Raw genomic sequence first — 25,803 nt, 5'->3', positions numbered from 1 at the left:
ACGTACATGTTATAATAATATTACTAAAAAAGCGTATATAAAGGAGGCTGTCATGCCCATAATTGCTGCATATATGGTTCCACATCCGCCACTTATCATTCCTGATGTTGGAAGAGGTGGTGAAAAGCAGATTGAGGAGACAAAAATAGCATATGAGAGAGTTGCTGAGGAAATAGCTGAGCTTGAACCTGATACTATTGTTATTTCCAGCCCTCATGCGACTATGTATGCTGATTACTTTCATATTTCTCCCGGAAACGCTGCTACCGGCTCTTTTTCCAGATTTGGAGCTGATAAAGTGAAATTTATCGAGGAGTATGATACTGCGCTTGTTTCTGAAATAGAAAAAAGAGCTAAGAAAACCTCTTTTCCTGCAGGAACACTGGGTGAAGTAGATAGAGACCTTGATCATGGAACAATGGTTCCTCTTTTCTTTATCAGAAAAAGGTATAAAGGCGGGAAAATAGTAAGAGTCGGACTTTCAGGGCTTCCTTTGACGGATCATTACAGAATGGGCCAGATAATAAAGGACTCTGTAAATGCCACAGGAAAAAGAGTTGTCTATGTTGCCAGTGGTGACCTGTCTCACAAGCTTCAGGATTACGGACCTTATGGATATGCGGCAGAGGGCCCTGTATATGACCAAAAAGTCATGGATGTGTGTCAAAGAGGGGCGTTTGGAGAACTTTTGGAGTTCGATGAGGATTTTTGTGACAAGGCAGCTGAGTGCGGACATAGGTCTTTTGTCATAATGGCAGGTGCGCTTGATGGAGTGAAGGTCAGGGCAAACAGGCTCTCTCACCAGGATATCACAGGAGTTGGCTATGGAATATGTACCTTTACGCCTGGAGATGAGGATGATAGTAGGAGGTTTCTGGATATCTTTTACCGTGAAAAAGAAAGAGAGATAAAAGAAAAAAGACAGAATTCAGATGCCTATGTACAGCTGGCCTATAAGTCAGTGTACAGCTATGTTCTTGAGAAAAAGGTGCTACCAGTTCCAAGTGATATTCCTGAAGAAATGCTTGGGATAAGAGCGGGAGCTTTTGTTTCAATTCATGAGCACGGAAGGCTTAGAGGATGCATTGGGACAATTGGGCCTACATGTGAAAATGTTGCTGAGGAGATCATACAAAATGCCATAAGCGCGTCCACTAAAGACCCGAGGTTTAATGCCATAACTGCAAATGAACTTGAGTTCTTGGAGATAAATGTTGATGTTTTGGGTGAACCTGAGAACATTTCTTCTATGGATGAGCTGGATGTAAAAAGATATGGCGTCATAGTCTCAAGTGGAAGAAAAAGAGGACTTCTTTTACCTGACCTTGATGGCGTGGATTCTGTAGAACAGCAGGTGGCTATTGCCATGCAAAAGGGCGGGATAACTGAGGACGATGAGGTACATCTTCAGAGATTTGAAGTTGTAAGGCACTACTAAAGAGTGCCATGATGGAAGTGCTATCTTGACTTAAATTGATTTTTTTGAATATGGTTTGAATCAAGAGGAAATGGGATGCCCACATGTAATGTATGTTATAGAAAGTGCATGATCATTGAAGGAAAGACCGGTTTCTGCGGCGTTCGCGGTTGCAGGAATGGGAAGATCGTGCCCTTAAACTATGGCAGGATCACAAGCATAGCCCTTGACCCAATTGAGAAAAAGCCCTTAAACAGATTTATGCCGGGGTCTATGATACTGTCTGTTGGAAGTTATGGCTGCAATTTAAGATGCCCCTTTTGCCAGAATTATGAGATATCTTGGGGTGATGGAGTATATGAGTTTGAAAAAGAGGCTGAATATGTATCTCCTGAGAGACTTGCTGAACTTGCTGTCAAATATAAGGCAAATGGCAATATAGGAGTAGCATTTACTTATAATGAACCATTGATAGGCTATGAATATGTGAGAAATACTGCCAGGTTAGTTCATGATAAGGGGATGAAAAATGTTCTTGTATCTAACGGAATGGCTTCTTTGGACGTTTTGGAAGAGATCATTCCATATATTGATGCTATGAATATAGATTTAAAGGGCTTTTCTGATTCTTTTTACAGCGATGTTCTTTTAGGAGATCGACAGATGGTCATGGACTTTATTGCAGAAGCAGTAAAACACTGCCACGTCGAGATCACAACTCTTATAATCCCCGGGGAAAATGATTCTGATGAGGAAATGACTGAGATTTCCAAATGGATTGCCTCCCTTAAGGATAAGAGTGGAAATCCTATTGGCAAAAATGTCCCGCTTCACATTTCAAGATTTTTCCCAAGATTTAAAATGACAGACAGACCACCGACAGATGTTGACAGCATCTATCATCTTGCAGATATAGCAAGGAAAAACCTGGAATTTGTCTATACCGGAAACTGCTGATCCCTTTTGCAAAAAAAGTTGCAAAAGGGATTATTTTTTTTGTTTATCTGGGGCAAGACAAGAGATAATCACGTTATAATAATAACGAAATATCATCTTGACAAACTGGTCTACTCACTATAAACTAACATTATAAAGTCTATAATAAATAGACCAATGAAAGGCGGAAGGATATGGCCGTAGAATTTGGGGAAGTTCAGATGAAATTTGCAGAGCTTATATGGGAGAATGAACCGATTGGTTCAGGTGATCTGGTTAAGCTTTGCTCAGAAAAGTTTGAATGGAAGAAATCTACAACTTACACAGTGCTCAAGAAATTATGTGAGAAGGGATTGTTTCAAAACATTGACGGAGTAGTAACATCAAAAATATCCAAGGAAGATTTTTATTCGCAAAAAAGTGAGGAGTTTGTCGAAGAGGCTTTTGGAGGTTCGCTTCCGGCATTTTTGGCAGCCTTCACATCACATCAGAAACTTTCAAAAAAAGATATAGCTGAAATAAGGAACATTATAGATAAGATCAAGTAGTAGCTACGCTTTTATATAGGCAGAGGGTAAGTGTATGGGGTTAATCTTTATAAAAGTCATTGAGATGAGTATGGCGTCTACTCTTCTCATGATAGCAGTGTCACTGATCAGAATACCGCTTAAGAAAGCACCGAAATGGTTCATGGGTGTTTTATGGGCAGTGGTAGCACTAAGATTATTGGTTCCACTTCAGATTCAGTCAGATATTGGCTTTATGCCTGACTTTGGGAAAATTGTTAATTCGACTTTTTCCAAGGGAACAACCTCAAAAAAAGCTGTGGACACAGAGGTTCTCGAATCAGTTGGAATAATGGCTGATGTTTATGCTGATGATATTTCTTTTTCAAATGCAGGAGATGATGAGCCGACCGTAGAAGGTACTCAGGATACATCAGTAAGAGGCTATCTAAATAACAAGTTTTTCGTAGGAACCCTTATCATATGGCTTATCGGAGTAACTGTGGTCCTTGGCTATGCAGTTTTTAGCTATATTAGAATCTATTTTAAGACCCGGGTATCTATTCGTTTTAGTTCCAGCGAAAGAGTGTTTGTATGCGATGAAATTGATACACCTTTTATTTTTGGAATGATTCGTCCGATAGTTTACCTGCCTTCAGGCCTTGACCATAAGACAATTGAAAATGTTCTTGCCCATGAGCTTGTGCATATTAAGAGATATGACCATATCAGGAAGCAATTAGGATATCTGATCGTGGCTATTCACTGGTTCAATCCACTTGTATGGCTGTCATATATTCTTTTTTGCAGAGATATTGAGCTTGCATGTGATGAGATGGTCATCAGCAATATGTCTGCAAGGCAGAAGAAATCCTATGCCAATTCACTTCTTTTATGCAGCACCAGGAAAAGGTTTGTAACAGTATATCCTATTGCATTTGGTGAAGTGGGAGTAGCCACAAGAGTCAGACAGATTCTTAACTATAAAAAGCCATCGTTCTATCTGATCCTGGTTCTTTTCATAGTTACAAGTACTCTTTTAACATGCTCTTTTACCAGGGCTGCTGATAAAGTTGTGATAGGACCATACGCTTTGCAAACTCTGAAAGACAATGCCGATAAAACTGAAAAGAAAACAGATAACAGTTCTGAATCGGTTAAGGTAAAGGAACCAACTAATCTTCCATATGTAGCAGGAAATGAGACGGTAGTAAAAGCAAAGGAGCATGAAAGCGAACAGACACTTGTAGATTTAAAGAAGACTGAGACTACTGTACATGTAAGTGAAGCAAGTGACTTGGTAAGCGTGAATGTCAACGGTAGCACAGCAAGCGTTGAAGTTAAGGACAATAATGAAACTATTCATGTGGAAGCAGATGTTTCAAAGACTCTCGAAAATGTTGATAATACGTTAGGAACTGCAAATACCATAGTTAATGAAACAGTGAAAAGCGTTGCACCAGAAGCGGTAACTGAAATAGTAAATGAAGTGACTAATGATGTAGTAGATGAAGCCGTAAACGAAACTGTAAATGAAGTTGTAGAAGAAGTGTTAGATGAATCAGGAGATGTTGAAGAAGTCATTAATACTGCATTTAGTACAATTGACAGTATTAGTAGCTTGTTTGGAAGATAACAGGAGGCTATTATGTCTGAAAAAAGAAAAATGGCTGTCTGTGCAGCAGCCAGAGAGATAGGTATATCAGAAGGTGATATGTTAAATGTATACGTAACATATCAGACTGGCTTATATGAAGTTACATTTGCAACAGAGTGGATGACATACGATATGTTTATAGATGAAAATACCATGGAAGTATTAGGGATTGATTACAGACCAATTCCAATCAATTCACTTCTTGCCCAGCTCCCTGAAGCAGTGCAGGATGTGTCTTAATATCATTGCTCTCTCTTATAAGAAATAAAAATATAGAGGCTGCCATAGATAGTGATACGCTCAATCACTTATGGGAAGACAGAGGGACGGTTCTTTTGACTTATTGTAAGCAATAAGTCAAAAGAACCGTCCCTCTGTCTTCTAAAAGGTTGTTATTCTTTAGTTAAAGAAATTATATATTTATCTGATCACAGTTACAGATACATTTTCAAGATCTGCTTCTGAGAATTCAGCACCATCTGCAGGAGTAGCAGAAAATCCAAAGGAAACGCTTGATGAGGGAGCAATGCTTCCGTTGTGACCGGCGTTTTCGATAACATAGTGGTTATCTTCGTGGCTTTCTATATTTGCATTCCAGATGTTTGTAATTTCATCCGCAAAGTCAAATTCCAGTGTCCATCCATCAAGTGATGAATCAGAGTTGTTTTCAATCTTTATTTCTCCGTTGTAGCCATAGTTCCATGCCTGTTTGGATAAAGATACGTTGACGTTTTCAAGGTCAACAGATTCTTCTTTTGATACAAGTGTTGATTCATTTATAGAAAGGTCTTCTTCTGAATTCTTTGTTGCAATAAGTCCAAAGGTGTAGCTCTCGCCTGCAGCAAGATCAGTTTTCCATGATGGATGAGAAATCACGTAACTGCCATTTTCAGAAGAAACAACTTCTGCGTTCCAGATCTGATCGATATTTCCGTCAAGATCAAAAGCTATTTTCCAATTCTTTGCAGTTACATCAGAGAGGTTTGTAACTGTTACGTTTAGCTGAACCTGATCATTCCAGCTTGTTACAACCTCAGAACTTACTTCAATGTTTGCCTTAGGAATTTCAATCTCAGAAAAGCTTGCCAGGAAGTTTACTTCTTCGCCTGAGAGGTCTGAAAGAGAAATAGTATCACCGGGCTGATATATGTTTTCTGTTCCTTCCAAAACCCAGCCATCAAAGTTATAGCCTTCTTTTTCAGGAATCTCTGATGAGACAGTGATGCTGGAACTGTTTTCTATTGTATAAACGTTCTCATCAACAGGAACATTTGTGACATCGTCGTCTGCAAGATAGCTTACCTTGTAGTTATTAAGGGCGTAATGACAGAAGAGATGAGTTCCATTTGTGTGAGCAGCACTTGTTGAAAGATTGGATGTGCCTGCGGAACCTGTGTAGTGAATATAAACAGAATAAGCAGTTTCTCCTGTTGCTTTGACTGTATAAGGTTTTAAGAAAAAGTAATCGATGCCTGTATAGTTTGAGTAACCCTTTTTGTAGTCTGCCCTTTCAAGATGGTATCCTGGAAAAACAGGAGCAAGATCAGTGACATATGTCACTTCATCACTTTGGATGTCAAAAGAAACGTTGCTTGAACTTCCAAGACTGGCTGCCTGCGATGTTAAGGTTGTGTTACATACAAGATCTGTTAAGGTGAAAGATTTGGTAACAACTTCTGTATCTTCTTCTGCATAAGAAATGAAAGATGCAGCGCTTACAGATGATGCCACACTTAAGAAGCCTGCCATAGAATAGGCAAGAATTCTTGTTACAAAACTTTTTTTCATTGAAATACCCCCAAAATATTATATTTTTATAACACTAATTCTATGAAAATTCGCCTAAGCATATCAATTCAGATATGATGCTTTTATATGCAAAAACAACCAGAAAATTGTTAATGAAATAAATAAGGTGTACAATATATAGCGTAGATGCGTTCAATATTATGGGCTTATTTTAAACATCTAATATGTGAATTCTTTATTCATATATATTTTTTCAGGGGGATAAAATGGAGAATAGTGGGGAGAAAACCAGTAATAATTTTATGCTCAAAATCTGTGCTTTCATAGTTGATAAGCGCAATCTTTTCTTTCTTATTTATGCGATTCTGTGTATTTTCGCAGTTGTATCAAGAGGGTGGGTTGGTGTAGAAAACCAGCTGTCAGAATATCTGCCCGGAACATCGGAAACAAGACTTGGACTTGATCTGATGGCAGAGCAGTTTACCACATATGGCTCGACTAAAGTCATGGTTGCCAATGTTTCTTATGATCAGGCACTTATGATCCAAAAAGACCTTGAGGACATGGAGGGAATATTTTCAGCAGAGCTTGATGATACTGACAAACACTATAATAATGGATCAGCTCTTTTTAATATAACCTTTGATTATGATGAAAAAGACGACAAATGTCTTGAACTTCTTGCTGATGTAAAAAATTACTTTGATAAATATGATTACTATCTGTCAACTACTCTTGGAGATACTCAGTCTGAGCTTATTGCAAAAGAGATGAATGTAATCTCGGTGATCGTTGTATTTGTTGTAGTTGGTGTTTTGCTTTTGACATCTCAGGCATATGCGGAGGTTCCGATACTGCTTCTTACCTTTGGAAGTGCTGCTTTAGTGCAGATGGGAACAAACTTCCTTCTTGGGACAATTTCTTTTGTGTCGAATTCTGTGACTATAGTTCTGCAGCTGGCTTTGTCTGTAGACTATGCCGTTATTTTCCTTAACAGATATAAGGAGGAACATGCGGAGCTTCCTCCTAGAGAAGCATGTATCATCGCTCTTTCCAAGTCAATTCCCGAGATATCCGGAAGTTCACTTACTACGATTGGCGGTCTTATTGCCATGCTGTTCATGCAGTTTGGAATAGGAAGAGATATGGGTATCGTTCTTATTAAGGCTATTATCTTAAGTCTTTTGTCAGTATTCCTTCTTATGCCTGGAATAATCATGGTATTTTCGGGGCTTATGGAAAAGACCAAACACAAGAATTTCATTCCACAGATTCCATTTGTCGGTAAGTTTGCCTATGCCACAAGGTACGTGATAGCACCTGCCTTTGTAGTTGTGATCATTATCGCAAGCAGAATCTCTTCAGGAACACCTTACGTATATGGCTATTCCAAGATCACACCGCCACTAATCAACGAAGTTCAGGCTGCTCAGAACATGCAGGATGATAACTTCAGGTCTGATAATATGGTGGCTCTGGTATTCCCGTCAGGAGATTATGATACAGAAAAGCAGCTTATCGAAGATCTTTTGGCTGATGAGAATGTTTCATCTATAACAGGTCTTGCCAATACTGAGGCATTAAATGGATATACGCTTACTGAAAAGCTTACACCAAGGCAGTTTTCAGAGCTTTTAAATATCGATTATGAGATAGCAGAGCTCATATATACAGCCTATGCCGTTAATGATGAAGACTACGCCAAGGTTGTCAATGGTCTTGCCAATTACAAGGTGCCCCTTATTGACATGTTCATGTTTGTTTACAGGGAAGTAGAAGAAGGCTATGTGACCTTAAGTGATGAACTCATGGACAAACTTGAAAATGCCAACAGAATGATGGAGTTTGCCAAAAAGCAGCTTCAGGGAGAAGACTACTCAAGAATTCTTGTTTATTTAAACCTTCCTCAGGAGTCTGATGAGACCTTTGCTTTCCTTGAAAAAATGCATACCTACGCTGAAAAGTATTATGATGCGGACAAAATCTATGTTGTCGGTGAGTCTGTCAGCCAGTATGACCTGAAAAAGTGCTTTTCAAGAGACAACATGGTTACCAGCGTTATATCGATCCTTGCGGTTTTGGTGGTACTTCTTTTTACCTTCAAATCAGCAGGTATGCCTGTGCTACTTATTGCTGTTATTCAGGGCTGTATCTGGATCAACTTCTCGGTACCTGCCATAGAGCATGATAATTTGTTCTTCCTTGGATACCTGATCGTTAGCTCTATCCAGATGGGTGCCAACATTGACTACGCGATCGTTATCGCGGGCAGATACACAGAACTCAGACAGACTATGGGTAAAAGAGATGCCATCATCGATACAATGAACCTGTCATTCCCTACGATCATTACATCAGGCACCATGCTTGCTGTTGCAGGAACACTTATTGGTAAGATGACATCAGACTGCGCAATCTATGGAATTGGTAAGTGCCTTGGACGTGGAACAATTATTTCCATTCTTATAACAATGTTTGTGCTTCCGCAGATACTTCTTGTGGGAGATAAGGTAATTGAGCTTACAGCCTTTGTTATGAATGTGCCTCTTTCCACCAAACAAAGATCAGGAACTATGCGAATTGATGGTGCAATAAGAGGCCATATAGACGGTAATATCACAGGTGTCATCCACGCAGTTGTTAAGGGCAATGTAAGTGCCTTTATAGAAAACGGGGATGTGACCATGATGGACGAAGAGCCATATGATACAAGCGCCAAGGAAAGTGATTTCTACTATTCAGAAGGGGAGGAAAACTAATATGAAAAAGAGATTATGTGCGCTCCTTCTTGGAATAACTATAGCTTTTGCAATGCCACTTTCAGTACTTGCAACAGAAGGTGAGGTTATAAAGACCGGAACTCAGGAAAGAGCTATTGAAAACGAAGTAGACGTAGATGAGGACATTAAGGAAGATATAGAGGCTGAAATACCAGAGGAAATAGAAGAGATAACGATAAATTCTGTCGAAGATTTCCTGCAGTTTTCAGAAAACTGTAAGCTTGATACCTGGTCTGTAAACAAAAGAGTTACCTTAAATGCAGATATTTCGCTTCTTGGAACGAACTTTGAAGGTGTTCCGACTTTTGCCGGAGAATTTGTTGGAAATGGCCATACCATAAGTGATTTTACGATTGGAAAAGACATTTCACATGTGGGACTATTTGTAACCCTTCAAAAGACCGGAAGCATAAGAGATCTTAAGGTCAAAGCTTCGATATTGCCAAGCGGTGAAAATATCATAATTGGAGGTATTGTATCAGATAACAGTGGTCTTATCCAAAATTGCGACTTTGAGGGCGTGATCACGGCCAATGACTATATAGGTGCAATAGCTGGAATCAACCAGCTGTCAGGAGATATCAAAGGATGCACTTCAAAGGGCTTTATTCATGGAGTCCATTATGTGGGAGGTATTGCCGGTGAGAACATGGGTAATATCTATGGCTGTACCAATGAGGCACTGGTAAATACAACCAATGAAGATACTCAGATAACAATAGACTCAATGAGTACTCTCAATAAAGTGATATCACTTGTAAAGAATCTGAACAGTACTACGGAGGATGCCAACGCAGATGTTACTGCATCTGATATCGGAGGAATTGCAGGTCTTTCCATAGGTATAATTGGCAGAAGCATCAATATAGGTGACGTGGGATATGAGCATGTGGGCTATAACATAGGTGGAATTGCAGGAAGACAGTCAGGGTATTTGTATTACTGCACCAATAATGGCGACATCCTCGGAAGAAAGGATGTTGGAGGAATTGTCGGCCAGGCAGAGCCCTATGTCACTGTTGATCTGAGCTCTGATATTGCATATCAGCTTTCCGAAGCTATAGGAAAGCTTCATGATATAGTCACTGTGACTTTGAATGATACCAGGAATCAGTCCAATACTATATCAAGCAGATTATCCGCGATTCAGCAGTTCACAGATGGAGCGATAAAAGACGTAAAGTATATTGCCCAGGGAACCATCGACTTTGCAAATGGCGTGTCAGGAGCAGCTACTGAAGCTTTTTCAAGAGTTGATTATGTTCTTGATGAATCCTCCAAGAAAGACGGCGCGCTTGATCAGGCAACCTATGCAGCAGAAGATCTTCACAGTTCTGCAGGGAGCCTTAAGGATACGGTAAAAGACCTTGATCTTGAAAAATACATGGATGATACCCAAAAAGAGCAGTATAACAATTCTTTGGATGTGCTCGAGGGCCTTTCAAGTCAATATGAATCGCTGTATGAATCGAAGTACTATGAAGAATACAATGAATATGTAAAAGCTCACAGAAGAAGTGCAGAAGAAACTAAGGACCTTGTATATGTTTCAAGTGATGGTACGGAGCTTGAAAAAGATGTGAGGGACGGTACATGGAAGCACAGTACAGATGGCGCATTATTCCCGGTGAGCGATAGTGCAGATCCAAGGTATGAAGCGGATCAGGCTCTCAACCAGTCTGCTATGGAAGATGCTGCAGGGGAGGCAGACAGTTATGCGAGGAGAAACTATCAGAGCCCTGTATCAGGAGAAAAAGGAGAAGACGCCTATATCGAAGATCTTACTACCTCCAGTGCAACGGTTGCTGGCATAGCAGCTGATGCAACTTCAAAGATGACTGATGCCACAAGAGAAGATGCGGTTAAGGCCGTGAATTCTTTTGAAAAAGCTACAGACCATCTAAAGGAGGCTGGTTCTGATACTAAGGCTATAATAAGTAATATAGCCGGAAGGGATAGTATAGCTCTTCCTCAGTTCAGCAGTGAATACAGAGCACGAACAACATCCTTTGTTGACAATATGCAGGGGATGAATGATAATTTCGGTCTTCTAAATTCTGAGATGAATAATGCTACAGGAGTTATAGTAGATGATCTTCAGGAAATGAACGATCAGTTCAATACTATAATGCTCTTGTTCTCCGACGCAGTTGATGGCGTGCTGGAGGCTGACTATACAGCTAATTATGAAGACGTTTCTTTTGAAGAGGCTGAGAAGTGTACTGATGCAACCATAGACTGGTGTATAAATTACGGTTTTGTAGAAGGTGATATCGATACTGCAGGTATTGCCGGAACTATGGCGATTGAATACGACTTCGACAAAGAAAGCGATGCTACAGGTATCAAAGATTCTAAACTTAACAGTTCATATCTGACAAAGTGTGTTCTGAGGAATAACAAAAACTACAGCGATGTGACAGGTGAAAAGAACTATGTTGGTGGAATCTGCGGACTTCAGGAGATGGGGACAGTCCTTAAATGTACTAATCTTGGAAATCTAAAGTCCAATTCGGGCCAGTATATAGGCGGAGCATGCGGCAGATCTTTGTCCTACGTGGTTAATTCAAATTCTTTGGGCATCCTTTCAGGAGAGTCCTACGTTGGCGGAATAACAGGTGATGGCCAGAATATAAGTGAGTGTCTCTCTTTGGTAAAAATAGAGGATGCTGAGAGCTTTTATGGTGCGGTTTCCGGTCACGTAAGCGACGATGGGGTTGTGAGAGACAATACCTTTATCAGTGATGACCTCGCTGGAATAGACAGAACAAGCCAGTCGCTAAAGGCGGAACCTGTTAGCTATAATGCGGCTGATCTTCCATACGATTTTAAGAACCTTACTATTTCTTTTATCCTTGAGGATGAAGATATAGATGGTGGAAAAAAGCTGGTGAAAAAAGTCAGCAAGCGCTTTGGTGAGAACATGAGCCTTGATGATTATCCTGAGATAGAGCCAAAAGAAGGCTATTATGTTTCCTGGGATCAGGAAGGCATAGATGCCATAAAAACTGATGAAATTGTTACTGCTTCTTATGTGAAGTACAGGACAACGATCTCTGAGGATACATCAGGTGATGAAGACGGTTTTTATCAGGCAGAAGTTTTAGTGGATGGACAATTCAAAGAAAATGATACGCTGACTGTAACTCACACCTTGTACTACGATGATAGCAATTTTGAAAAGGTTGCCAATATAAAAGATCTGGTAAAGTATGAGACTATTACTGTTGAGATTCCTGATGATGGGGCAAATATCCATAATGTAAGGATCAAACCTCTGATAGATCTTGCAAAGAGCTTTAAAGATTATGATGTATATCTGGTTAAGGGTGAGGAGGAGACGCTTCTTGAGAAAAAGGGAAAACTGGGCAATTACAATATCTACGAGATAGAAGGCAATAGTATTACCCTTGATATAAAGTTCAATGGCGCCGAAAAAACGGTATATCTGGTTGTACTTGGAATTGTCGGGATCTTAGTTGGAATACTCCTGATAATTGTGCTGATAATAGTATTTGTAGTAAGACATGGCGGAAAGCTTCCGGGAATACTTAATAAGATCGGAGTCAAGATTTCTCAGAAAATAGAAAATAAAGAACAGATATTCTATGATGACAGCAATGAAAAAATTAATAAAGAAGACGAAAAAATAAACAAAAATGATTAGAATATAAACAATCAATAAAAGGGTTGCACAATCCCCAAGCAGTTTCTATAATTATAGATAGCTTGGGGGTTTGCTGCTATGGAGGATTAAGCGGGGCTAACTAAAAAAGAATTATTGGGGTATAAAATTATGAAGGAATTACTTAATGAAATCCTTATGGAAGACAAAACTTTAATTCACTTCCCTTTTGGCAATGGATTTTTTGATATATATAAATCTGTTGTCCTTTCGTGGGTGATTATAGGTTTTGTCTTTATTTTTATTCTGATCATGACAAGCAATCTGAAAGTGCATAATATTTCCAAGAGGCAGGCGGCAGTTGAGGCCTTTGTTCTCTGGATAAGAGGTGCAGTTAAGGGAATGCTTGGCGAAGAAGGAGAGAGGTACGTAGATTATATTGCGACAGTGCTTATCTTTATTGCATGCTCCAATATGGTCGGACTTTTGGGGCTCACTCCTCCGACTATGGATCTTACAGTGACGATAGCTTTGTCGGTTATGAGTATTGTACTCGTAGAGGCAGCAGGTCTTCGCAAGAAAGGCCCTAAGAAGTGGCTTAAGGGATTTGCGGAGCCTATGGCGGTAATAACACCGATGAATGTCTTAGAGCTTATTATCAGGCCGCTTTCACTGTGCATGCGACTTTTCGGTAACATCTTAGGCGCTACAGTAATCATGGAACTTATCAAGTTCGTAGTACCGGTTATATTCCCGGCACTACTTAGCTTGTATTTCGATATATTTGATGGATGTATACAGGCTTATGTTTTTGCATTTTTGACATCACTCTACATTAAAGAAGCAGTGGAATAACATTTACACAAAAAGGAGGAATTATAATGAGTTTAACAGCGATTGGAGCAGGCATTGCCGCATTTACAGGAATTGGAGCAGGTCTTGGTATCGGCCTTGCTACATCAAAGGCAACGGATGCCGTTGCCCGTCAGCCTGAAGTAGATGGCAAGATCATGAAACTTTTGCTTCTTGGTTGCGCTCTTGCAGAGGCAACAGCTATTTATGGTTTCGTAGTAGCTATCATGATCATTCTTTTCTCATAAGAGAAGATAATTCTAGACTTGTAAAGGGGATACAAAGTGTTAACAACCAGTATTGTAAACATAGCATGTACTATATTTAATCTTCTCATTCTGTATTTCTTGTTCAGGAAATTTCTTTTTGGGAGAGTGGACAAGGTTCTGATGCAGAGAAGAGAAGAAGTGGATACTGCCACCAAAGCAGCCGATGAAGCCACAAAGTCTGCTATCGCCACCAAGAGAGAGTATGAAAAGAAAATCGAGATGGCTGATGAAGAGAAGGAGCAGATTCTTGCTGACATCAAGAAGCAGGGCTATGACGAGTATGAGAAGATTATAAATGAAGCCAAGAAAAAGGGTGAGCAGATCATAGTTGAAGCGAGACACAACGCAGAAATTGAAAATGAGCGTGCAAAAGAAGCTTATGCAGCACAGCTCACTGACATGGTTGTGGATGCCGCTTCTAAAATTGCTGCGACAAAACACAGCAAAGAAGATGATATGGAACTGTATGAGAAATTTATAAGTGAAGCTGGAGCAAATAATGAGTGAAACTTTAAAAGCAAAACTGCGCTATGCAAGTACTCCTCCAAGTTCAGAGCAGATTGAAAAGATCAAGAAAATTCTTGAAAAAAAGTTCAATGACGCAGTTATTGAAGTCGAGACAATAGAGGATTCTTCTATAGGAGGAGGCTTCGTTGTATCCTGCAAGAACTTTGAATATGACTGGTCTGATGCCGGCAGAGCAAAGCAGCTCCGCGCAGAACTTAATAACCTTAGCAAGAAAGCTGAAGAACACGATACAGGCAGGATCATTTCCATGCTTGGAAATAAGGTCGTGGACTTTAAGCTTCAGGTTGAGGACAGGGAAGTAGGAACAGTTACCTGGGTTGGTGATGGCATCGCCAATGTAGATGGTATTGAGCATGCATTTTATGGCGAGATCATCGAATTTGAAGATGGTACAAGAGGAATGGCACAGGATATCAGAAGTGACCATATCGGTTGTATCCTCTTTGGTAATGACACAGGAATAAGACAGGGTACAAGAGCTGTCAGAACTTACAAGGAAGCCGGAATACCTGTTGGTGAGGCTTTTGTTGGAAGAGTTGTTGATGCGCTTGGATCACCTGTTGATGGACTTGGTGAAATAAAAGAAACTGAGTACAGACCTGTAGAGCAGCCTGCACCTGGTATTATTGAGAGACAGTCAGTAAATGAGCCTATGGAGACAGGTATTTTGTCTATAGATACCATGTTCCCAATTGGAAGAGGACAGAGAGAGCTTATAATCGGCGATAGACAGACCGGTAAAACTTCTATAGCTCTTGATGCGATCATAAACCAGAAGGGCAAAAATGTAATTTGTATATACGTGGCTATAGGTCAGAAGGCATCTACTGTTGCCAAGATCGTTCAGACCCTTAAAAAGACAGGGGCAATGGACTATACAATAGTAGTCAGCTCAACAGCTTCTGACATGGCGCCACTTCAGTATATCGCTCCTTATTCAGGAACGGCTATGGCAGAGTTCTTTTTACATGATGGAAAAGATGTACTGATCGTATATGATGATCTTTCCAAGCATGCAGTAGCATACAGAGCGCTTTCTCTTCTTCTTGAGAGATCACCGGGAAGAGAAGCTTATCCAGGAGATGTATTCTATCTACATTCAAGACTTTTGGAGAGATCATGTAAGCTTTCATCAGAACTTGGAGGTGGTTCAATTACAGCACTTCCAATCATTGAGACACTTGGAGGCGACGTATCTGCCTATATTCCTACCAATGTCATCTCAATTACTGATGGACAGATATTCCTTGAAAGTGATCTTTTCTTTGAAGGTATGAGACCTGCTGTAAATGTAGGACTTTCCGTTTCCCGTGTAGGTAGTGCTGCTCAGACTAAGGCAATGAAAAAATCTGCCGGAAGTATAAGAGTTGACCTTGCACAGTATAGAGAAATGGCTGTGTTCACACAGTTCAGCTCAGACCTTGATGAAACTACCAAGAATCAGCTGCGTCATGGAAGCGTTCTTATGGAACTCTTAAAACAGCCTCTAGAGCATCCTCTTAAGATGCATGAGCAGGTTATCATCCTTGTAGCAGCTAATGCCGGAAGACTGGATTTTGTTCCCGTTAAACAGGTAAGGGATTATAAAGAAAAACTTCTTAACTATTTCAATACTGAGCAGGGGGAGATCTGCGAAGAACTTGAAAAGAGCGGAGAACTTTCTGACCAGCTTAAAAAGAGAATTCTTGATAGTGTTGATGCGTTTAATGATGTTGAAAACAAACAGCTTAAGGAAGAAATAGAGATAGCTCATGGCAACAATTAAAGAAATAAGGGACCGAATTGATTCGGTAAATGATACCCGAAAAATTACAAATGCTATGTACCTGATCTCGTCGACCAAGCTTCGAAAAGCAAAAAAGATGCTTGAAGATACCGAGCCATTCTTCTTTGCTACGAGGGCAATGATTTCCAGAGTAGTAAGACATCTCCCGGATGGAGTTGAAAATATCTTTCTGGAAAACTGGCAGGATATCCCTGAGAAAGACAGAAGAAGGGGATATATCATTTTTACAGATGATAAGGGCCTTGCCGGTGCCTATAACCACAATGTTCTGAAGCTTGCCGAAGAGCATATTCTGTCAGACGGTGACAAATGGAAGCTCTTTGTTATTGGTGAAGTTGGAAGATTCCATTTTGCATCCAAGAATATGAATATAGAGGAATCCTTTATGTTCACTTCCCAGAATCCCACTCTTCACAGAGCCAGGAAAATTGCAGCTGAGATCCTTGATTACTATTATGAGAGAAAGCTTGATGAGATCTATGTGGTCTACACTACCGTTCATGGCAATGTATGTGAGACCAGGTTTGAAAAACTGCTTCCTCTTGATATCATCACGGATATCAGAAAACAGCCGCTTCCACCCGGAGTTATGCGGGAAGAATTCTTAATGGATCCGAGTCCGTCGGCGATCTTGGACAATATTGTTCCAAATTACATTACAGGATTCATATATGGAGCGCTTGTTGAAGCCTTTTGTTCGGTTCAAAGCGCCAGAATGATGGCTATGGATTCAGCTAATAAAAATGCTGAAAAGATGATAAGTAATCTCAAACGCACCTATAACAGACAAAGGCAGGCACTGATAACTCAGGAGATAACAGAGGTTGTCAGTGGAGCAAAGGCTCTTAAACGGAGCAAAGAAGCAAAGAAAAAAAGGAGCAAATCTTGAAAAACGGTAAGATTTTGCAGGTCATGGGACCTGTAGTGGATGTAAAATTTGAAGACAGTGATCTTCCATATATCAGTGATGCTCTCGAGGTTTATGTAGAAGACAAAAAACGTGTCATGGAGGTTTCACAGCATATAGGAGATGATACAGTCCGCTGTATCATGCTTTCTCCAAGTGAGGGACTGTGTAAGGATATGCCTGTATATTGTACAGGCGGCCCTATAAGTGTTCCTGTTGGAGAAAAAGTACTTGGACGACTTTTCAATGTCCTTGGAGAGACCATAGATCACAAGGGTGAACTTGAAACTCCTGAAAAATGGCAGATTCACAGAGAACCACCAAAGCTTGTTGATCAGAGTCCTGTAGTAGAGATCCTTGAGACTGGAATAAAGGTTATTGATCTTCTTGCGCCATATGCCAAGGGCGGAAAGATAGGTCTGTTTGGTGGAGCCGGTGTAGGAAAGACCGTTCTTATTCAGGAGCTTATCCAGAATATCGCTACAGAGCACGGTGGATATTCTATCTTTACCGGTGTTGGAGAGCGTTCAAGAGAGGGTAATGATCTTTGGTCAGAAATGAGTGAGTCTGGCGTTATTGAAAAGACTGCCCTTGTGTTTGGACAGATGAATGAGCCGCCGGGAGCTCGTATGAGAGTTGCTGAGACAGGACTTACAATGGCTGAGTATTTCAGAGATGTAGGTCATCAGGACGTGCTTTTATTCATTGATAATATTTTTAGATTTGTTCAGGCGGGATCTGAGGTTTCTTCACTACTTGGAAGAATGCCTTCTGCCGTAGGTTATCAGCCAACTCTTGCTACTGATCTGGGTTCTCTTCAGGAGAGGATCACATCAACAAGATTTGGTTCTGTTACATCTGTTCAGGCTGTATATGTTCCTGCAGATGACCTTACAGACCCGGCACCTGCAACAACATTCGCACATTTGGATGCCACAACAGTTCTTTCTCGTAAGATCGTTGAACAGGGTATCTATCCGGCTGTTGATCCTCTTGAATCTTCAAGTCGTATCCTTGAAGAGGATATTGTTGGAAAAGAGCATTACGAGACAGCTTTAAGGGTACAGGAAATACTTCAGAAGTACAAAGAACTTCAGGATATTATCGCTATCCTCGGAATGGAAGAGCTTAGTGATGAGGATAAGGTTACTGTTTACAGAGCACGTAAGATCCAAAGATTCCTTTCACAGCCATTCCATGTGGCAGAGCAGTTTACAGGATTAAAGGGGAAGTTTGTGCCTTTGGCAGAGACAATAAAGGGATTCAGAGCAATTATAGAAGGCGATATGGATAAGTATCCGGAAGCAGCATTCTTTAATGTTGGCTCTATTGATGAAGTTGTTGAAAAAGCAAAACAGATCGAGGCGTAAGTATGAGTGAGGAAAGGGTAGCTACCTTTGGCCTTCAGGTCATTTCCGTAAACGGAATATTTTATGATGATAAGGCAGAAGAGATCATTCTTCCTTGTGATGATGGGGAGCTTGCAGTTTTAGCAGGCCACGAGGAGATGATTCTTGCTCTTTCTGACGGTATAATCAAGATAAAAAAGCCGGGTGGCGAATGGATCGTTGGAGTAGTAAGCCTTGGTTCTGTTCAGGTTGCCAATAACAGATGTATTGTCATTGTAAATACTGTTGAAAGACCTGAGGATATTGATAAGAGAAGAGCGCAGGAAGCTTACGAATATGCTAAGGAGCACCTGCTGCAGAAACAGTCGATCAAGGAATTTAAGAAGTCTCAGGCAGGACTTGCAAGAGCTCTTACAAGATTGTCAGCTGTTTCAAAGTACAAAGATTAAATTAAATGGGGAGTAGGAAGTGTGAAAAAAGTAAGGACACTCCTTTTGAGTGCCCTGGTTTTAGGTATGGTTTTAACCGGGTGTCAGAAGGAAACAAATGACGAACTTGAAAGCTATAAGGAGAGCATGGACTCTTTTTATAATAAGCTTTCTTATTTTGATGAATCAATCAATGGCATCGATCCTAATTCTGATGAGGCTGTATCACAGCTTTTAGGATATTTGGATGAGATGAATGAAGAGTATAAGAAAATGTCAGAGCTTACGATTCCTGAGGAGTTTTCAGGAATATCAGATATTGCAGTTGAAGCTGCTGACTACATGGAAATGGCCAATCAGTTTTATCATGAGGCCTATGATAATGAGTTCGATGGTGACAGCGAGTCACTTGCTGGTCAGTATTACCAAAGAGCTAATAGCAGAGTACTGGTTATGTTACAGGTTCTTCATGGCGAAGTTCCAACGGGAGAGGGCGTTACAGTAACGACACAGGATTCTATACAATTCTCTACGATAGGAACGAGCACAGAAGAATAATGAATACATTTATATATTTAGTAAAATTTATCGCATCAATGGGAGTGATCATAGGTCACACCAGATTTCCGGGGACTTTTGGTTTTGTTTGGGACGCTATCAGCAGATATATATGCCCTTTCTTTTTTGCTATATCAGGAAGATTTCTCATACCCTATAGTATGAGAAATACAGAAGATATCAGAAAAAGAGTTGGCAAGGCTATTAGAAAGCTCTTAAAGACCACGGGGGTAGTCTATCTAATCTATCTGGTCTATTCACTTTTATTTCATTTAAAAAATGGTATTGGTTTTGGAGAGTGGTTTACTTCCAAGTTCAATCTTTCTGAAGCCAGATGGTTCTTTTTATTTAATTCCGGAAAATTCATTTATGACGGATCTTATACATTTGACCATCTGTGGTATTTGTTTGCCCTTTTTTATGTGTTCGGGCTCATTTACATATTTGCGCCTGTCCTTAGAAAATGGTACAAATTTCTTGTGGTGATCCTTTTGGCAGGACTTTATTTTGGAGAACTGCTTCAGACTTTTTATCCTATAAGACCTTTTGACATCAGCATAACTACCTGGTATGTGCTCAGAAACTGGCTCTTTGAAGGAATGCCTTTTGTTCTTATAGGAATCTGGTTTTCGGATTACATTGGCAAATTGAAAGAAGACCTTTCTGAGGATGAGTATAGGATCCGCAGCAAAAAGTGGATAATTCCGGGATTTATAGGTATAATTGCAGGAATGGTGATCTCCAGCGCAGAGTTCCTTCTTCTTGGAAAAAAAGAATGTCCTTTCGGAGCGCTTTTAATGGTGCTGGGAATCCTCTTTTTATCAGAGACAGGCATTGGCGGTGGCAAGTACCTTTGGAAGATAGGAAAAGAAGGATCTTCTAATATTTATTTTTATCATGTTTTAGTGATCTGTCTTGTGGATCAGCTTTCTTATTATGGAGTGTTACCGGATATTTCCATGGGAGCAAAGCCTTTTGTGATAATGGCTCTGTGCCTTTTGTTTATATGGTTTATACCAAGAACTATCAAAAAATACAGCTGCAAAAAGACAAGATATAAAAGGTAGAGCGGTATGAAAAGAGAAGAGTTTTTAGAAAAGTTTAAGGGAAAAGTAGTTTTTTTGGACGGGGCAACGGGTACAAACCTGATGAAGGCAGGAATGCCTGCCGGAGTGTGCCCGGAGAAGTGGATCCTTGAGCATAAAGATGTGATGTTACAGCTTCAGAGAAGCTATGTTGATGCGGGGGCGGATATAATCTATGCCCCTACTTTTACAGGCAACAGGATAAAGCTCTCTGACTATGGCCTTGAGGACAGCATAAAAGAGATAAATACAGAGCTTGTAGAACTTGCCAAAAAGGCTGCAGATGGCAGAGCACTGGTGGCAGGTGATATCACCATGACCGGAAGACAGCTAAAGCCTATCGGAGATTTAAGCTTTGAAGAGCTTGTAGATACATATAAGGAACAGATCAGTATCCTTGAAAAAGCAGGGTGCGACCTGATCATTGTCGAGACCATGATGAGTCTTCAGGAATGCAGAGCAGCTCTTATTGCCGCCAAGGAAATTTCTGATATTGCTGTAATGGTAACTCTTACCTTTGAGGCTGACGGGAGGACTCTTTACGGGTCAGATGCTTCTGCAAGTGCCATTACTTTAGAGGCACTTGGAGCATGTGCTATTGGTGCAAACTGCTCTACAGGACCTGACAAGATGGAAGAACTTATAAGGAATATGGCCTCTGTTACCAGTATTCCTATAATTGCAAAGCCCAACGCGGGGCTCCCTTCTGTTGATGAAAATGGAAATACTGAGTATGACATGGATGAGTCAACTTTTGTAAAGGAGATGAAAAGACTTCTTGATGCGGGCGCCAGCGTTATCGGAGGATGCTGCGGTACAACTCCTGCTTTTATAAAGGCTTTAAAAGAAAACTATTCAGACTATATACCGGAAAATGATACACCAAGAAAAATGGTTGGAAGAAGGTATCTTTCATCAGAAAGACAGAGCCTGTCCTTTGGACTTGATGAAAGCTTTATGATAGTGGGAGAAAGAATTAATCCCACAGGTAAAAAGAAACTTCAGGCACTTCTTCGTGAAGGGGACCTTTCCATGGTTTCTGAGTTTGCACGAAGTCAGGAGCAGGAAGGTGCATCAATCCTTGATATCAATGTGGGCATGAGCGGAATTGATGAAAAAGAGATGATGCTTGATGTACTTGAGGAGGTTATGTCTCAAACTGATCTTCCCCTTTGCATAGATACAAGCAGTGCCGAAGTTATGGAGGCAGCCCTTAGGATTTACCCAGGAAGAGCCCTTATGAACTCCATCTCTTTGGAAAAAGGCAAAGCCGAACAGTTCCTGCCGCTTGCCAAGAAGTATGGCGCTATGTTTATTCTTTTACCGCTTAGTCCGGAAGGACTTCCAAAGACAACTGAGGAAAAGATAGGAAATATAAAAGAACTGTCCAAAATGGCTTACGATATGGGAATGGATCTTGAAGATATCGTGGTTGACGGACTAGTGGCAACTGTTGGTGCTGACAGGGAAGCTGCCATAAAGACTTTGGATACCATAAGCTTTTGTCATGAGAACGGATATGCCACAGTTTGCGGACTCTCCAATATTTCTTTTGGACTTCCTGAGAGAATGAATGTAAATACAGCCTTTTTGACGATGGCGATCTCTCGTGGACTTACTATGGCCATTGCCAATCCGTCTCAGGAAATGCTTGTAAATGCAGCTTTTGCATCAGATCTTTTACGCAATAAAGAAGGTGCTGACATCAGATATATTGAGAGAATGCAGCGCATAGCAGAAGCAAAAGAGGATAAAAACGCTACAGAAACGGGCGCTGCAAAAATGGATAAATCAGCGTCTACAAATAATGATGATATTCTTGCTATAATAAAGGCAGATGTCTTAAAAGGATCGAAGAGAACTATCGTAAAAGATACGCAGATAGCGCTTGATAGAGGAATAGAGCCAAGGGTTATCCTTGATGAGGTTTTGATGCCGGCCATAAACGAAGTGGGAGATCTTTTTGATAAGGGAAAGTTCTTCCTTCCGCAGCTTATATCAGGGGCTGAGGCTATGAAACTTTCAATAGGAGTATTAGAGCCGCTTTTAAAAGGCGATGAAGCCACAGGGAAAAAGCTCCCTTCAGTTGTTATAGCAACTGTTCATGGCGACATCCATGATATCGGAAAAAATCTTGTGGCACTGATGCTCAAGAACTATGGTTTTAATGTTATTGACCTTGGAAAAGATGTACCAAAGGAGACAATAGTGAAGGCAGCCAGGGAAAATGATGCCAGCATTATAGCTCTTTCTGCACTTATGACTACCACAATGAAAGAAATGAAAAATGTGGTAGATCTGGCCCATGAAGAGGGACTTGATTCTAAGATAATTATCGGTGGAGCAGTGGTGACAGAGGACTATGCCCAGGAGATAGGAGCGGATGGCTATTCATCCGATGCAGCCGATGCTGTCAGAGTGGTTAAACAGATTCTTAATATCGAAGACAATCAGTGATAAAAAGTATTTGAGGAGCGTTGTATGATTGGAGCTGAAGCAATAGTTAAATGCCTGTTACAGGAAAAAACAGAAGTCATCTTTGGTTATTCAGGAGTTGCAATTGACCCCTTTTGGAATGAAATGCTAAAGACTGATATAAAGAGAGTTTTGATAAGAACAGAGCAGAATGCTGCTCACTGTGCAAGTGGTTATGCGCGAATAAGCGGCAAAGTCGGAGTGTGTGCCGTAACTTCAGGCCCCGGCGCCACAAACCTTATTACAGGTATCGCTACAGCTTATGCTGACTCTATCCCGCTTGTTGCTATTACCGGGCAGGTAAACAGCGATATGATAGGAAGCGATGTTTTCCAGGAAGCAGATATCACAGGCGCGGTGGAATCTTTTGTTAAGTACAGCTATCTTGTAAGGGATGTAAATGATATCCCGAGGATATTCAAGGAAGCCTTCTATATTGCAAACAGCGGAAGAAGAGGACCTGTACTTATTGATATTCCTTTTGATGTTCAGACTGCTGAGTTTTCAGGAAAGTTTTCTTATCCTGAAACAATCTCCATGCGCTCATATAAGCCAACTGTAAAGGGAAATATTGTTCAGATCAGAAAAGTCATAAAAGAGGTTGAGAAGGCAAAGAAACCTATCATCTGCGTCGGTGGCGGTGTTCATTTAAGTGGAGCTACCAGCGAGATCGTTAAGTTTGCTGAACATAATAATGTTCCGGTTGTATCTACCATGATGGGTATTGGAGTTATGCCGACAGAGCATCCTCTTTATTTTGGAATGGTCGGAAATAACGGGGCCCCTTATGCTAATAGAGCCATGAATGAGTCGGATCTTCTTTTGATGGTTGGAGCAAGAGTTGCGGACCGTGCAGTAAACAGGCCTGATCTTATTACTGAAAATAAGGTTATGGTTCATATAGATGTTGACCCTGCTGAAATAGGCAAAAACGTTGGACCGACAATCCCTCTTGTTGGTGATATAAAGCATATTTTTGCAGATTTCCTTGAGCAGGATGATCATGCAGATGACCATGATGAGTGGGTTAGTCTCCTCAAAAAGTATAAAGAGGATATGCATATAGATAGAAAACCTGCAGGTGAAGGCTTTGTTGATCCAGAAATCTTTATAAATAAGCTTTCTGAAGAGGTCAGCAGAGACTGTGTTTATGTAGCAGATGTAGGCCAGAATCAGATGTGGTCCTGTTCATATTTCAAGGTACGTGAGGGCAGATTTTTGACCTCAGGTGGTATGGGAACTATGGGATATTCAATTCCTGCGGCCATGGGAGCCAAGCTTGCTGATTCTAAAAAGCAGGTTTTAGCTGTTATTGGTGACGGAGCGTTCCAGATGTCCATGATGGAACTTGCTACAATGCGCCAGTACAATATTCCTGTTAAGATAATCGTTATGAAAAACGGATATCTTGGTATGGTAAGAGAACATCAGCATTTTACTTATGATGACCACTATTCAATGGTAGAGCTTTCCGGTGATCCGGATCTGTCACTTATTGCAGGTGCCTATGGAATGAAATATGTGAAGGTTGACGGAAAAAGTGACATTGATGCGAACCTGAAAGAGTTTTTGAAGAATGATGAGTCCGGTCTTATGGAAGTAATTGTTGATCCTATGGCACTTACCAGATAAGGGATGGGGAAAGGTAGCATAACATGAAGAGAATATATTCAGTTCTTGTAGAAAACAGGGCAGGTGTGCTTTCTAAAGTGGCAGGTCTTTTCTCAAGAAGAAATTTCAATATTGATTCGCTGGTTGTTGGTGAAACTGCTGATAGAAGCGTTTCCTGCATGACTATTGTGTCTACAGGAGATGAACGTACTATCGAACAGATTGAGAAACAGCTCAATAAAAAGATTGATGTTATCAAGGTAAAGACTTTCAAGGAGAGCATGAGTATCAACAGAGAGCTTATGCTTATCAAGGTTAAGTACAACAGGGATAACAGAAGAGATATCATGGAGAACTGCCAGATCATGGGTGCTTCTATCGTTGATATGTCAAAAAATATGATGGTAATACAGATATGTGATACATCAGAGAGAATCGAGTTATTCATAGAGATGCTTAAGAGTGTGAGCATAGTTGAAATAGCACGAACAGGGACAGTTGCTCTTACGAAATGCAAGGAACAGTAAAGCTTTAGGGCTTTACTGTTTTTTTATAATGATTTAACTAGTGTTTAATTCAAAACGACAAACCGATAATGTATACTTTGTATACACGCTAACCCCTATGATAAAAGGAGAATCGTTATGAAGAGAATAAGAGTAAGTTTGGCTATTATGCTTGTTGCTACCATGCTTATCGGAGTTTATACCACAGCTTTTGCCTCAGGCTCTGTTGGTGGTATTGTTGTCGGCAAAGAGTATTCTGCAACTTTTGATGACGGATATATGTATCTTCTGGTTGAAGTTACAAATACAAATAGCGTAGATACAGCAGTTTCAATGGATGCTATTTCTATTGATGCAAGCGGCAATGTAATGGAGACAAATGCTGAGGATGATGTATTTATACTGGCTCCGGGCGATATATATATGCTTGTAGGAGTATTCCCAAATTCAGCTTCAGCAACAAATTATGACTATGATCTTTTTGTTAATTCTAAATTAGGAGCATATGGAGTAAAAGCTGCAGGTAATGATCTTGATACCAAAGGCTATGATGCAGGAAATGGAAATGTAGAAATATATGTTACAAATACCAGCAGCGAAGCAGTATCTGGTGAGGCTGTAGTTGTTTACTATTATAAGGGACAGATAGTTGATTTCGGAGAATCTGGTCTCTATAACACAGGAGGCGCCCTTAAGCCCGGCGAAACAATGACTGCCAAATTCTATACAAAACAGGCGTATGATTCATTTGAATATTATGTTGCAGGTATGAAGTAATA

The 25,803-nt window shown here is 40.4% G+C and carries 21 protein-coding genes; 20 read left to right on the top strand and 1 reads right to left on the bottom strand.

Annotated elements, in window-relative coordinates:
• Positions 1-52 precede the first annotated feature (52 nt).
• The 5 genes from amrA (at position 53) to E7303_RS13770 (ending at position 4,756) form a co-directional block, all read left to right on the top strand.
• Positions 53-1,438, top strand: coding sequence for an AmmeMemoRadiSam system protein A (gene amrA / locus E7303_RS13790; RefSeq protein WP_292145953.1), 1,386 nt, complete (start codon positions 53-55; stop codon positions 1,436-1,438).
• Between the two features lie 48 nt (positions 1,439-1,486).
• Positions 1,487-2,374, top strand: coding sequence for an AmmeMemoRadiSam system radical SAM enzyme (gene amrS, locus E7303_RS13785; RefSeq protein WP_292145967.1), 888 nt, complete (start codon positions 1,487-1,489; stop codon positions 2,372-2,374).
• Positions 2,375-2,547: 173 nt separating this feature from the next.
• Positions 2,548-2,901, top strand: coding sequence for a BlaI/MecI/CopY family transcriptional regulator (locus tag E7303_RS13780; protein WP_103869614.1), 354 nt, complete (start codon positions 2,548-2,550; stop codon positions 2,899-2,901).
• A 34-nt stretch (positions 2,902-2,935) separates the two neighbouring features.
• Positions 2,936-4,495: a M56 family metallopeptidase gene (locus E7303_RS13775; RefSeq protein WP_292145952.1), complete on the top strand. Its 1,560-nt coding sequence runs from the start codon at positions 2,936-2,938 to the stop codon at positions 4,493-4,495.
• Positions 4,496-4,507: 12 nt separating this feature from the next.
• Positions 4,508-4,756, top strand: coding sequence for a hypothetical protein (locus tag E7303_RS13770; RefSeq protein ID WP_103869616.1), 249 nt, complete (start codon positions 4,508-4,510; stop codon positions 4,754-4,756).
• Positions 4,757-4,936: 180 nt separating this feature from the next.
• On the opposite strand, the gene E7303_RS13765 is transcribed toward E7303_RS13770, so the two are convergent.
• Positions 4,937-6,304, bottom strand: coding sequence for a cellulose binding domain-containing protein (locus E7303_RS13765; protein ID WP_292145950.1), 1,368 nt, complete (start codon positions 6,302-6,304; stop codon positions 4,937-4,939).
• A 227-nt stretch (positions 6,305-6,531) separates the two neighbouring features.
• Between E7303_RS13765 and E7303_RS13760 the strand changes: the two genes are divergently transcribed.
• The 15 genes from E7303_RS13760 (at position 6,532) to E7303_RS13690 (ending at position 25,801) form a co-directional block, all read left to right on the top strand.
• Positions 6,532-9,024: an efflux RND transporter permease subunit gene (locus E7303_RS13760; RefSeq protein ID WP_292145949.1), complete on the top strand. Its 2,493-nt coding sequence runs from the start codon at positions 6,532-6,534 to the stop codon at positions 9,022-9,024.
• A 1-nt stretch (position 9,025) separates the two neighbouring features.
• The gene (locus E7303_RS13755; protein WP_292145948.1) at positions 9,026-12,712 is read left to right on the top strand and encodes a hypothetical protein; all 3,687 of its coding nucleotides are present in this window, start codon (positions 9,026-9,028) and stop codon (positions 12,710-12,712) included.
• A 129-nt stretch (positions 12,713-12,841) separates the two neighbouring features.
• Complete coding sequence (locus E7303_RS13750) at positions 12,842-13,525, top strand: F0F1 ATP synthase subunit A (RefSeq protein ID WP_292145947.1); 684 nt, start codon at positions 12,842-12,844, stop codon at positions 13,523-13,525.
• Between the two features lie 26 nt (positions 13,526-13,551).
• Positions 13,552-13,770, top strand: a complete 219-nt coding sequence (gene atpE, locus E7303_RS13745) for an ATP synthase F0 subunit C (RefSeq protein WP_330601686.1) — start codon at positions 13,552-13,554, stop codon at positions 13,768-13,770.
• A 36-nt stretch (positions 13,771-13,806) separates the two neighbouring features.
• Positions 13,807-14,298: an ATP synthase F0 subunit B gene (locus tag E7303_RS13740; RefSeq protein WP_292145946.1), complete on the top strand. Its 492-nt coding sequence runs from the start codon at positions 13,807-13,809 to the stop codon at positions 14,296-14,298.
• Positions 14,291-16,084, top strand: coding sequence for a F0F1 ATP synthase subunit alpha (atpA, locus tag E7303_RS13735; protein WP_292145945.1), 1,794 nt, complete (start codon positions 14,291-14,293; stop codon positions 16,082-16,084). The genes E7303_RS13740 and atpA overlap by 8 nt, the downstream gene beginning before the upstream one ends.
• Positions 16,071-16,994 (top strand): ATP synthase F1 subunit gamma, encoded by a 924-nt coding sequence (atpG, locus tag E7303_RS13730; protein WP_292145944.1) that lies wholly within the window; start codon positions 16,071-16,073, stop codon positions 16,992-16,994. The genes atpA and atpG overlap by 14 nt, the downstream gene beginning before the upstream one ends.
• Positions 16,991-18,382 carry a F0F1 ATP synthase subunit beta gene (gene atpD, locus E7303_RS13725; protein WP_292145943.1) on the top strand — a complete coding sequence of 464 codons (1,392 nt, stop codon included), beginning with the start codon at positions 16,991-16,993 and terminating at the stop codon, positions 18,380-18,382. Before atpG ends, atpD begins: the two co-directional genes overlap by 4 nt.
• Before the next feature lie 2 nt (positions 18,383-18,384).
• Positions 18,385-18,810 carry an ATP synthase F1 subunit epsilon gene (gene atpC, locus E7303_RS13720; RefSeq protein WP_292145942.1) on the top strand — a complete coding sequence of 142 codons (426 nt, stop codon included), beginning with the start codon at positions 18,385-18,387 and terminating at the stop codon, positions 18,808-18,810.
• A gap of 21 nt (positions 18,811-18,831) precedes the next feature.
• A complete protein-coding gene (locus E7303_RS13715; protein WP_292145941.1) occupies positions 18,832-19,347 on the top strand; it encodes a hypothetical protein in 516 nt (171 codons plus the stop codon).
• Positions 19,347-20,414 carry an acyltransferase family protein gene (locus E7303_RS13710; protein WP_292145940.1) on the top strand — a complete coding sequence of 356 codons (1,068 nt, stop codon included), beginning with the start codon at positions 19,347-19,349 and terminating at the stop codon, positions 20,412-20,414. Before E7303_RS13715 ends, E7303_RS13710 begins: the two co-directional genes overlap by 1 nt.
• Positions 20,415-20,420: 6 nt before the next feature.
• Positions 20,421-22,889: a homocysteine S-methyltransferase family protein gene (locus tag E7303_RS13705; protein WP_292145939.1), complete on the top strand. Its 2,469-nt coding sequence runs from the start codon at positions 20,421-20,423 to the stop codon at positions 22,887-22,889.
• 24 nt (positions 22,890-22,913) lie between these two features.
• Positions 22,914-24,539, top strand: a complete 1,626-nt coding sequence (gene ilvB / locus E7303_RS13700; protein ID WP_292145938.1) for a biosynthetic-type acetolactate synthase large subunit — start codon at positions 22,914-22,916, stop codon at positions 24,537-24,539.
• Positions 24,540-24,562: 23 nt separating this feature from the next.
• A complete protein-coding gene (ilvN, locus tag E7303_RS13695) occupies positions 24,563-25,045 on the top strand; it encodes an acetolactate synthase small subunit (RefSeq protein WP_022776201.1) in 483 nt (160 codons plus the stop codon).
• Between the two features lie 117 nt (positions 25,046-25,162).
• Entirely contained in the window at positions 25,163-25,801 is a 639-nt protein-coding gene (locus tag E7303_RS13690) for a hypothetical protein (RefSeq protein WP_292145936.1), read from the top strand.
• Positions 25,802-25,803 lie beyond the last annotated feature (2 nt).

The organism is Butyrivibrio sp. (assembly GCF_015056685.1).
Taxonomy (GTDB): Bacteria; Bacillota; Clostridia; order Lachnospirales; family Lachnospiraceae; genus Butyrivibrio.
The sequence above is the reverse complement of the archived record's forward strand: the minus strand, read 5'-3'. Positions and strand labels throughout refer to the sequence as shown.

What these genes read in the sequence shown, in the direction of transcription:
- amrA (WP_292145953.1), top strand. Translation starts at nt 53, where the DNA reads ATGCCCATAATTGCTGCATATATGGTTCCACATCCGCCACTTATCATT.
- E7303_RS13780 (WP_103869614.1), top strand. Translation starts at nt 2,548, where the DNA reads ATGGCCGTAGAATTTGGGGAAGTTCAGATGAAATTTGCAGAGCTTATA.
- E7303_RS13775 (WP_292145952.1), top strand. Translation starts at nt 2,936, where the DNA reads ATGGGGTTAATCTTTATAAAAGTCATTGAGATGAGTATGGCGTCTACT.
- E7303_RS13770 (WP_103869616.1), top strand. Translation starts at nt 4,508, where the DNA reads ATGTCTGAAAAAAGAAAAATGGCTGTCTGTGCAGCAGCCAGAGAGATA.
- E7303_RS13765 (WP_292145950.1), bottom strand. Translation starts at nt 6,304, where the DNA reads ATGAAAAAAAGTTTTGTAACAAGAATTCTTGCCTATTCTATGGCAGGC.
- E7303_RS13760 (WP_292145949.1), top strand. Translation starts at nt 6,532, where the DNA reads ATGGAGAATAGTGGGGAGAAAACCAGTAATAATTTTATGCTCAAAATC.
- E7303_RS13755 (WP_292145948.1), top strand. Translation starts at nt 9,026, where the DNA reads ATGAAAAAGAGATTATGTGCGCTCCTTCTTGGAATAACTATAGCTTTT.
- E7303_RS13750 (WP_292145947.1), top strand. Translation starts at nt 12,842, where the DNA reads ATGAAGGAATTACTTAATGAAATCCTTATGGAAGACAAAACTTTAATT.
- atpE (WP_330601686.1), top strand. Translation starts at nt 13,552, where the DNA reads ATGAGTTTAACAGCGATTGGAGCAGGCATTGCCGCATTTACAGGAATT.
- atpA (WP_292145945.1), top strand. Translation starts at nt 14,291, where the DNA reads ATGAGTGAAACTTTAAAAGCAAAACTGCGCTATGCAAGTACTCCTCCA.
- atpG (WP_292145944.1), top strand. Translation starts at nt 16,071, where the DNA reads ATGGCAACAATTAAAGAAATAAGGGACCGAATTGATTCGGTAAATGAT.
- atpC (WP_292145942.1), top strand. Translation starts at nt 18,385, where the DNA reads ATGAGTGAGGAAAGGGTAGCTACCTTTGGCCTTCAGGTCATTTCCGTA.
- E7303_RS13710 (WP_292145940.1), top strand. Translation starts at nt 19,347, where the DNA reads ATGAATACATTTATATATTTAGTAAAATTTATCGCATCAATGGGAGTG.
- E7303_RS13705 (WP_292145939.1), top strand. Translation starts at nt 20,421, where the DNA reads ATGAAAAGAGAAGAGTTTTTAGAAAAGTTTAAGGGAAAAGTAGTTTTT.
- ilvB (WP_292145938.1), top strand. Translation starts at nt 22,914, where the DNA reads ATGATTGGAGCTGAAGCAATAGTTAAATGCCTGTTACAGGAAAAAACA.
- ilvN (WP_022776201.1), top strand. Translation starts at nt 24,563, where the DNA reads ATGAAGAGAATATATTCAGTTCTTGTAGAAAACAGGGCAGGTGTGCTT.
- E7303_RS13690 (WP_292145936.1), top strand. Translation starts at nt 25,163, where the DNA reads ATGAAGAGAATAAGAGTAAGTTTGGCTATTATGCTTGTTGCTACCATG.